The 6,317-nt window shown below is 48.7% G+C and carries 6 protein-coding genes and 1 tRNA gene; 2 read left to right on the plus strand and 5 right to left on the minus strand.

Annotated features, from left to right (window positions below; all coding sequences use genetic code 11):
• Nucleotides 1-270: 270 nt before the first annotated feature.
• The 5 genes from prfC to BN1044_RS13195 form a co-directional block, all read right to left on the minus strand.
• Entirely contained in the window at nucleotides 271-1,860 is a 1,590-nt protein-coding gene (prfC, locus tag BN1044_RS13175) for a peptide chain release factor 3 (protein WP_072309091.1), read from the minus strand.
• 267 nt (nucleotides 1,861-2,127) lie between these two features.
• Nucleotides 2,128-3,396, minus strand: a complete 1,269-nt coding sequence (locus BN1044_RS13180) for a type II toxin-antitoxin system HipA family toxin (RefSeq protein WP_072309092.1) — start codon at nucleotides 3,394-3,396, stop codon at nucleotides 2,128-2,130.
• A 2-nt stretch (nucleotides 3,397-3,398) separates the two neighbouring features.
• Nucleotides 3,399-3,728 carry a helix-turn-helix domain-containing protein gene (locus tag BN1044_RS13185; protein ID WP_072309093.1) on the minus strand — a complete coding sequence of 110 codons (330 nt, stop codon included), beginning with the start codon at nucleotides 3,726-3,728 and terminating at the stop codon, nucleotides 3,399-3,401.
• Nucleotides 3,729-3,901: 173 nt separating this feature from the next.
• The gene (gene rimI / locus BN1044_RS13190) at nucleotides 3,902-4,369 is read right to left on the minus strand and encodes a ribosomal protein S18-alanine N-acetyltransferase (protein ID WP_072309094.1); all 468 of its coding nucleotides are present in this window, start codon (nucleotides 4,367-4,369) and stop codon (nucleotides 3,902-3,904) included.
• Nucleotides 4,338-4,748: a DNA polymerase III subunit psi gene (locus BN1044_RS13195; protein WP_072309095.1), complete on the minus strand. Its 411-nt coding sequence runs from the start codon at nucleotides 4,746-4,748 to the stop codon at nucleotides 4,338-4,340. Before BN1044_RS13195 ends, rimI begins: the two co-directional genes overlap by 32 nt.
• A 184-nt stretch (nucleotides 4,749-4,932) precedes the next feature.
• Here BN1044_RS13195 and rsmC point away from each other — a divergent pair, with 184 nt between their 5' ends.
• On the plus strand, nucleotides 4,933-5,973 hold the full coding sequence (rsmC, locus tag BN1044_RS13200) for a 16S rRNA (guanine(1207)-N(2))-methyltransferase RsmC (RefSeq protein ID WP_072309096.1): 1,041 nt from the start codon (nucleotides 4,933-4,935) through the stop codon (nucleotides 5,971-5,973).
• Between the two features lie 235 nt (nucleotides 5,974-6,208).
• Nucleotides 6,209-6,295: transfer RNA gene (locus BN1044_RS13205), tRNA-Leu, on the plus strand.
• Nucleotides 6,296-6,317: the final 22 nt, after the last annotated feature.

A 6,317-nucleotide genomic window follows, 5' to 3' on the forward strand; every position in this document is an offset into this window, starting at 1 on the left:
AAATCAATACGTTATGCTTTCCGCTTTACCTTGGTGAAGCACTCGACTGTTAAACTAATCTAATCAAACCGATTAATTCTCGGTGTCATGCGCCACTGGAATAACTATAGCCCAGTAACAAAAAAATGCAGTTTAGATCACAATAACCGGCGTTTTTTTGTGCAAAAAAGCGGCTTATTAAGACGATTCTGCGAATTTTGGGTATAAAAAAACCGCACATGAGTGCGGTTTATCAGCAAATTCAGCAGAAAAATTACACGAACAAAACGATTAATGCTCGCGAGTTTTGCGGAATTTCACTTCAGGATAGCGTTCGCTAGCCAGATTAAGGTTAACCATCGTTGGCGCAATATAGGCTAAATTATCGCCGCCATCCAACGCCAAGTTCAGTTCGTTCTTACGTTTAAACTCTTCGAATTTCTTCACGTCATCGCATTCAACCCAACGTGCAGTTGATACGTTGACGGATTCATAGATAGCTTCAACGTTATATTCGCTTTTCAGACGCGCGACCACCACTTCAAACTGCAGCACACCGACTGCACCAACGATCAGATCGTTGTTGTGAATTGGGCGGAACACCTGCACAGCGCCCTCTTCTGACAGCTGAACCAAACCTTTCAGCAGCTGTTTCTGTTTCAGAGGATCGCGCAGACGAATACGACGGAACAGCTCTGGGGCAAAGTTCGGGATACCGGTGAACTTCATATCTTCACCCTGAGTGAAGGTGTCACCAATCTGAATCGTGCCGTGGTTATGCAAACCAATGATGTCGCCCGCATAGGCTTCTTCAAGGTGCGAACGGTCACCGGCCATAAAGGTCAGTGCATCAGAGATCACCACGTCTTTGCCCGTACGGACCTGACGCAGTTTCATGCTCTTTTCATAACGGCCAGATACCACACGCATAAAGGCAACGCGGTCGCGGTGTTTAGGGTCCATGTTGGCCTGAATTTTAAACACGAAACCGGTGAATTTCTCTTCATCAGCGCTAACCACGCGGGTATCAGTCTTGCGCGGCATTGGCGCAGGCGCCCAATCCACCAAGCCATCAAGCATATGGTCAACACCAAAGTTACCCAGAGCCGTACCGAAGAAGACAGGGGTCAATTCACCATTGAGGAAATCGTCCTTATCAAATTCAGCGGCGGCTCCTTTCACCAACTCCAGCTCACCGCGCAGCTGCTCTGCCAGATCGTCGCCAACGGCAGCGTCTAGGTCAGGATTGTCCAAACCTTTAACGATGCGAACTTCCTGAATGGTGTGGCCTTTACCTGTTTGATACAGATAGGTTTCATCTTTATAAAGGTGATAAACACCCTTAAACGATTTACCACAACCGATTGGCCACGTGATTGGCGCGCACACGATACGCAGCTCGTTTTCGACTTCGTCCAGCAGCTCCATCGGATCGCGAATTTCGCGGTCGACTTTGTTCATGAAGGTCAAGATCGGCGTATCACGCAGGCGCGTAACTTCCATCAGCTTACGGGTACGATCTTCGACGCCTTTAGCCGCGTCGATAACCATTAAGCAGCAGTCAACGGCGGTCAGGGTACGATAGGTATCTTCAGAGAAGTCTTCGTGCCCTGGGGTGTCGAGCAGGTTTACCAAGCAATTGTGGTAAGGGAACTGCATCACCGAGGTGGTAATCGAAATACCACGTTGTTTTTCCATCTCCATCCAGTCAGATTTAGCGTGCTGGTTGGAGCCGCGCCCTTTTACCGTTCCCGCGGTCTGAATAGCCTGTCCGAATAACAGAACTTTTTCAGTAATCGTGGTTTTACCGGCATCGGGGTGAGAAATAATTGCGAAAGTGCGGCGTTTAGCCACTTCGCGAGCGTATTCACTAGGAGACATGTTTTTACGTTCTATCGTTAGCCACCCTGCGCCAGCGCCCGTAATTCAGACGATTTCTTGTTACGCAAAGCGGGAATAAAAAGGGTTATAACCTAAATAATTCGAGTTGCAGGAAGGCGGCAAGTTTGTGAATCCCTAGGAGCATAGATAACTATGTGACTAGGGTGAACAAACGTAGCCAACGCACATGCGGCTCGAAGTATGACGGGTATAGCGGGCTATTTTCTCTGATTTAATCAGGTTAGACAATCAATCGTTTTTTAAGCGCTAAGGTACAGCGATGCGGAAGTCGGAAGAGAGGCTCGCCCAATGGTTTCTTAATACGATTTTATGTTCCTCCTTCATGGGTAGTTCTTCGAGCATTGAAGGCCAAATTTGGCGTGCCGTAGTCATAGCATCTTGCAAATGAACGGCAATAGCGGGCCACGCAATTTCAAGGCGCTCGGCCCAGCGTTCAAAAGTCGATAATTCAATTCGTTGCCAGCGTTTTTCTTTTGCCATATTTAAAGCAACGCTGTCCTCACCGGCAACATAAGGTAACGTCGTCACAATGTCATAGGCCGGAGACAATCGAGCATGTAGCGCATCGCGATAGATCATCGTCCAGTTTTTCAAATGTGCATCACCGTTCGCCAGCAGGATATTTGCCAATAAACGCCGCGCCATTTGTTGTACGTCGGCCAAGCCACCGGAACCAAACCGATATAACAACGCCGCCATAATGTCGTAGTTGTAGCGACCATATTTTTCATGAGGATAGACATCCAATATTTGGGCAAAATCCTCGGTGTGTATCCTGCCCGCGTCACTGCGATCAAACCGGCGAATGGCATACGCATAGCGTTCATCAGGTAGATTGATCTTGGGTAAATGATCTAGCTGAGACAGCTCAACTAATTTAATCTCAGGGATCTCAACGCCAATCGCTTTCGCCAGCATCATCGCCGTAAACTCATTTTCCGGTACGTGGGCATGTACCGTTGACGGCGTTTTGATAATCCAGCTATCGCCGTCGGTGTCCGCGCTAACATTAAAGCGGTTGTCTCGACTTTGAGCGGAAAACTTCATCTGCACACCGGCCAAAGAAAATTTATCCGCCTGATGGCGAACTTCAATCTGAACCGCCTCTAAGCGCTCCCCACGGGCAGATAATGCCCATCCAGGAATATCGCCTAAAGCAAGAGGCTTAGCGGTGATAGCCCCTGGCAAATTACCACCGGTGTAAGCAAATAACGGAAACTCGGCGTCATGATGCACTTTTAACGTTCGCGTCATTAAGTCTCGTAGCGCACCTTCGGAAAGAAGGTTAGACAGTACCGGCGGCAATCGCGTGGTCGATCTCAACGGTGACTGTAAATAATTGGGATAGATAACTTGTTGCAACGTAAAAATAGGACGAACCGAGAGTGGCAACGCAGCATATTCAGGATCAAAGGTCAGAATATTATGATTGCTAGCATAATGCGCTAAAACCCCAATGCGTTGCTGGTTAAGATATAGCGCTAATGCCTGGACGGACTCAGTTTGTTTAGTCACGCTCAATCCTCCAGTTTACGTATGATATCTTCCCACTCATCATTCCAAACCAGCGCTTGCTCATCCGATGGCATCGGCATGCGATGATTATTAAAGATTGGGGCCAACAACTCTTCCACCGCCGGAACTTTATCTCGCGGCACCAGCATCATCTCCAGATCCATCCCTTCCAGAACCCTAAGTAGAGTCGACAAGCGTGGGTCGCCCCCCGCTTCAATACGTTGATATTGCTGTTGTGACATGCCGATTTTCATCAGCATATCTTTTTGGTTGAGATCGAGCTGTTGCCGACGAAGTTTAAGCAAGCTAGGTAGCTCAGAGAGGTGTTTCATGGCGATAAACTCAGCGTATGACAATAACAACAGATTAGTTGTTAATTATGCTATTAACAACTAATGAATTGTTTTTCACTCAAAATACAACTCAATAGTTGTTATTTGCAATAAAAACAACAAATCAGTTGTATTTAACTCAAAAAACAACAAATTCGCTGTTTTTTTTCAGATCAGCCCAGCGGTAACGCCATAATACGGGCATCTTCGCGGCCATCGGGAGTTGGGTAATAATTGCGACGTAGTGAAACTTCGTTAAAGCCTAGCGACTCATAAAGCGCTATCGCTGCGCGGTTAGAGTCTCGTACCTCTAGCCACAATGTCACGATGCCTTTTTCCTCAAGGCTCGCAATCAAGGCATCCAGTAATTCGCGGCCAAGCCCCTGACGTTGATGCGAGGGAGCAACGGCGATGTTGAAAAGCGTGGCTTCATCAAGCACCACCTGCGTAATCGCAAAAGCGGCGAGTTTTCCGTCGCACTCTAATTTCAGATTGTAATAGCGCTCCCCATGATTGCTGAGGAACGTTTTTTCCGTCCACGGAAACGCGTGGCTGGCACATTCGATGTCAAAAGCCGCTTTAAAATCAGCCTCGGTGAGAGGGGAAATCTCACCCTTTAGGGAAGAAATGTTGTTCATCATGACAAATTTGCTGCCATAGCGCGCGTTTGGCGCCTGAGTTATGGTAAAGCGCACTGAGCGCCGGAGAATGCAGCGTGGCGCTTGCGCGTTCAGTAGCCGGAGAGTCGCCTAGCCACCAAACATAATATTCAGCGCCATCATTAAGCATGGCGTACTGTTCAGGCGTGAGGATAACCGCCTGATCCGGTGTGAGCATCAATGCCTTAAGTACGTCACACAGCAAAACGTCGTCGGGAGAAATCGGCTCCGCGGAAACAATTAACAAGCGGGTCGAGCTAGGTACACTCACTGCAATCTCGCCATGCAGCGCCGTTGGACGCCGTAGCACCCACTGAGTAATACCAAGCTGCTGTAAAAGAAGGTCGCGTCGGGTGGCCATACTGTCCTGCTAGAGTGTCAAAGAGACGTTAAATAAACTATTTGGGGCGTATTCTAGCAAACCTACTAAGACCGCGTCATTAAAGCTCAATCTGCTTGTTACGCAAAGCGGCACGGTGTTGGCTGCAACTCCACATAGTTTGGGTATATACTGCGCGGCTAGTTAACCTAAGGAAACACGTTTAATGTCATTATTTACCCCTGCCAGCGAAGTCATTCTGCGCCACAGCGAGGAATTCGAATCACGCCGAGTCCTCTTTGCAGGCGATTTACAAGATACCCTGCCAGCACAGTTTGAAGCGGCAGAGGTTCGCGTTCACACCAATCAGTACCATCATTGGCAACAGCTGAGCCGCACCATGGCTGAGCGCTGCCAGTTTGGTCTGACAGCCGATGCAGAGCTGGTTGCCGATTGCGACACCCTGATTTATTACTGGCCAAAGAGCAAACAAGAAGCGCAGTTCCAGCTGCAAAACCTGTTTTCCTTGCTGCCGGTTGGCACCGAATTGTTTATCGTCGGTGAAAACCGCGCAGGCGTGCGTAGCGCCGAAGGTGTCATCGAGGCGTTTGGCCCACTGAATAAAATCGACAGCGCACGCCGCTGTGGTTTGTATCACGGACGCTTAGAAAAACAGAGTGATTTCAACCTAGAAGACTGGTGGGAAAGCTATCAGACAGGCAGCCTAACTATCGCCACCTTGCCGGGTGTGTTTAGCCGCGACGGACTGGATGTCGGCAGCCATCTGCTGCTGTCATCGCTTGAGCCACACATGAAAGGCAAAGTTCTAGACGTTGGCTGCGGTGCAGGCGTTCTGTCTGCCGCAATGGCAAAAATGTCACCAAAAATTAAGCTAACGCTAAGCGATGTCAGCGCTGCTGCGCTTGAATCTAGCCGTGCAACGCTTGCTGCTAATGATATTCAGGGCGAAGTCATTGCCAGTAACGTCTATTCCGACATTACCGGCCGCTTTGATATGATCATTTCGAATCCACCGTTCCATGACGGCATGCAAACCAGCTTAACCGCCGCAGAAACGCTGATCCGCGGCGCGGCTAAACAGCTGCAAATTGGTGGTGAATTGCGCATTGTTGCCAACGCCTTCCTGCCTTATCCACAGCTGTTGGACGATGTTTTTGGCGCGCACGAAGTGCTGGCACAGACTGGTCGTTTCAAAGTGTATTCAGCGCGCTTAGGCCGTGCTGCGATGGCCAAGAAAAAACGTTAATTTCTGCTTTTAGCTGGTAAGCCTCGGTTTACCAGCGCCCCACCTGCTTTTCTGCATGCCGTGTTATTGATCACGATAATTCATTGCCCTATCGTGATTTACAAAATAAATGCCCACATTTTCAGCAAACACGCATCAAACAGGTATTGATGGGGAAATAAGTGTTGACGTAACCGCGAAAATCTCTAGAATTCGCCTCCGTGGTTATGTTGCTGCAAAGCGACATAAACGGTATGCGAAGGTGGCGGAATTGGTAGACGCGCTAGCTTCAGGTGTTAGTGTCCTTACGGACGTGAGGGTTCAAGTCCCTCTCTTCGCACCAAATAACCACGTATGTACTTTAT

The organism is Hafnia alvei (assembly GCF_900095695.1).
Taxonomy (GTDB): Bacteria; Pseudomonadota; Gammaproteobacteria; order Enterobacterales; family Enterobacteriaceae; genus Hafnia; species Hafnia alvei_B.

Coding starts and splice junctions, on each gene's coding strand:
- BN1044_RS13195 (WP_072309095.1), bottom strand. CDS start 4,748: ATGGCCACCCGACGCGACCTTCTTTTACAGCAGCTTGGTATTACTCAG.
- BN1044_RS13185 (WP_072309093.1), bottom strand. CDS start 3,728: ATGAAACACCTCTCTGAGCTACCTAGCTTGCTTAAACTTCGTCGGCAA.
- prfC (WP_072309091.1), bottom strand. CDS start 1,860: ATGTCTCCTAGTGAATACGCTCGCGAAGTGGCTAAACGCCGCACTTTC.
- rsmC (WP_072309096.1), top strand. CDS start 4,933: ATGTCATTATTTACCCCTGCCAGCGAAGTCATTCTGCGCCACAGCGAG.
- rimI (WP_072309094.1), bottom strand. CDS start 4,369: ATGATGAACAACATTTCTTCCCTAAAGGGTGAGATTTCCCCTCTCACC.